The sequence below is a fragment of the Methylobacterium sp. WL103 genome, assembly GCF_008039885.1.
In the GTDB taxonomy this organism is placed as follows: Bacteria; Pseudomonadota; Alphaproteobacteria; order Rhizobiales; family Beijerinckiaceae; genus Methylobacterium; species Methylobacterium cerastii.
Genome location: NZ_VRUX01000616.1, coordinates 1 through 2429, shown reverse-complemented (window position 1 = coordinate 2429; position 2429 = coordinate 1). Strand labels below are relative to the sequence as shown.

The window sequence follows — 2429 nt, the reverse complement described above, 5'->3', positions numbered from 1 at the left end:
CCGGGCCAGCGTCGCGTCGGCCCCGTGGGTCGGCACGACGGCGAGGCCGGCGAGCGCCGCCGTCGCCAGGATGCCCAGCCGCAGGCAGGGCCCGAGGCTGCGGGCCTGGGAGCGTGCATGAGAGCGGGGGTGGGACGGAGCACGGAACCGCGACGGGGAGCGGACTGTCTTGCGAACGTCGAGGCGAGGCTTCATGGGAGGCATCCACGGTGATGCCGTCATCAAAGCCCGCAACGATGAAAGCTCAGCCGAACCTTTCGCTGGTCTCCGCCGTTCTGAACAGGCGTCTCGAGTCAAGGTAAACACAGTCATGGCGACCAAAGTCGAGACCGCGTCGGGCAAGACGACGCCCGAGCGCGCCCCCATGGGCACGATCGTCGACACCGACATCTCCGCACGACTGGACCGCCTGCCCTGGGGCCGGTTCCACGTCCTCGTCATCGTGGCGCTCGGCATCACCTGGGTGCTCGACGGGCTCGAGGTGACGCTGGCCGGCGCGCTCGTCGGCGCGTTGCGCAAGGCGCCGATGAGCTTCACCGAGTTCGACGTGGGGCTGGCCGCCTCCTCCTACCTGGTCGGCGCGGTTACGGGGGCGCTCGGCTTCGGCTGGCTGACCGACCGCATCGGCCGCAAGAAGCTGTTCTTCATCACGCTGGCCCTCTACCTCGCGGCCACCGCCGCGACGGGCCTGTCGTGGAACGTCTACTCGTTCTGCATCTTCCGCTTCCTCACCGGCGCCGGCATCGGCGGCGAGTACACCGCGATCAACTCGACGATCCAGGAGCTCGTGCCGGCGCGTGTCCGCGGCTGGACCGACCTCGTGATCAACGGGTCGTTCTGGATCGGCGCCGCGCTCGGCTCCTTCCTCTCGATCGTGCTCCTGAAGCCCGAGGTGATCGACCCGGCCTGGGGCTGGCGCGTCGCGTTCTTCACCGGCGGCGCCATCGGCCTCGTGATCCTGCTGCTCCGCACCTGGATCCCCGAGAGCCCGCGCTGGCTCGCGACCCACGGCTACACCGCCGAGGCCGACCGGGTGGTCTCCGGCATCGAGAAGCGCTTCACCGACGAGGGCCACACCCTGCCGCCGGTGGACGAGGGCAAGCGGATGAAGCTGCGCACCCGCGATCACACGCCGCTCTCGGAGGTGTTCGGGACGATGTTCGGCACCTCGCGCAAGCAGACCGTCGTCGGGCTGGCGCTGATGATCGCGCAGGCGTTCTTCTACAACGCGTTGTTCTTCACCTACGCCCTGGTGCTGGAGCGGTTCTACGGCGTGCCCGGCGGCAGCGTCGGCTGGTACCTGCTGCCGTTCGCCCTCGGCTCCTTCCTCGGGCCGCTGCTCCTCGGGCGCCTGTTCGACACGGTCGGCCGCCGGCCGATGATCGCCTTCACCTACGGCATCTCGGCGGTGCTGCTCGCGAGTGCCGGATACCTGTTCAAGATCGAGGTGTTCGGGGCCTGGGCGCAGACCGGCGTGTGGATGGTGGTGTTCTTCTTCGCCTCCGCCGCGGCGAGCGCCGCCTACCTCACCGTCGCCGAGACCTTCCCGCTGGAGATCCGGGCCCTGGCCATCGCCGGCTTCTACGCCATCGGCACCGGCATCGGCGGCGTCTCGGGGCCGCTCCTGTTCGGCTCGCTCGTCGAGACCGGCTCCCGCGAGGCGGTCTTCGGCGGCTATCTCGTCGGGGCCGCGCTGATGGCGGTCGCGGCCATCGTCGGCGGCCTCTTCGGCACAGCGGCCGAGGGACGCTCGCTGGAGGACGTGTCGAAGCCGCTCGCGGCGGCCTGACGGTCCTGTCGCGATGCCATCGCGCGTGGCGCTGGGGTCAGGCCCCCCGGCGCCACACCTGGCCGTGATAGACGAAGGTCTCGCCCTCGCTCGCCAAGGCCGCGAGGCCGGTGAAGGCGGGGTCGTGGACGGTGATGACGCTGGTCGGGATCGCCCGCATCATCGCGGAGAACGGCGCCTTGCGCTCGAACGCCGCGCGGAAGCCGCCTTGCTGCAGGAGCTTGACGATCCGCGGGGCGATGCCGCCGCCGACGTAGACGCCGCCGGTGGCCAGGAAGGTCAAGGCGAGGTCGCCGCAGACCCGGCCGAGCAGGCGCCCGAACAGCTCCAACGCTTCCGCCGCATGCGGGTCGGAGGCGTCGAGGCCCGCCTGGGTCACCGCCGCCGGCTCGATCTTCTCCGCCGGCTCGCCTGTCCGGACGTGGCGCACGGCGGCGTGCAGGCGGGCGAGGCCCGGGCCGGAGAGCACCGTCTCGACGGTGACCCGGTCCTCGACCCGCTCCAGGGCGTGCCAGACCTTCTCCTCGAAGGCGTCCGAGGGGCCGAGGTCGGTATGGCCGGCCTCCGTGGAGACGATCGCGAGGCGGTCCGAATACGGGACCAGGGCCGCGGCGCCGAAGCCGGTGCCCGGGCCGAGCAC

General features: G+C 71.1%; 3 protein-coding genes. 1 reads left to right on the top strand and 2 read right to left on the bottom strand.

Annotated features, from left to right (window positions below; genetic code table 11):
• Nucleotides 1–195: hypothetical protein (locus FV222_RS30730; protein WP_210248507.1), on the bottom strand; the 195-nt coding region annotated here is incomplete at its 3' end.
• Between the two features lie 115 nt (nucleotides 196–310).
• Between FV222_RS30730 and FV222_RS23225 the strand changes: the two genes are divergently transcribed.
• Nucleotides 311–1789, top strand: a complete 1479-nt coding sequence (locus FV222_RS23225; protein WP_147815745.1) for an MFS transporter — start codon at nucleotides 311–313, stop codon at nucleotides 1787–1789.
• A gap of 37 nt (nucleotides 1790–1826) precedes the next feature.
• On the opposite strand, the gene FV222_RS23220 is transcribed toward FV222_RS23225, so the two are convergent.
• Nucleotides 1827–2429, bottom strand: a 603-nt coding sequence (locus FV222_RS23220) for a glucokinase (RefSeq protein WP_187277442.1), incomplete at its 5' end; no start/stop codon positions are given.

Coding starts and splice junctions, on each gene's coding strand:
- FV222_RS23225 (WP_147815745.1), top strand. CDS start 311: ATGGCGACCAAAGTCGAGACCGCGTCGGGCAAGACGACGCCCGAGCGC.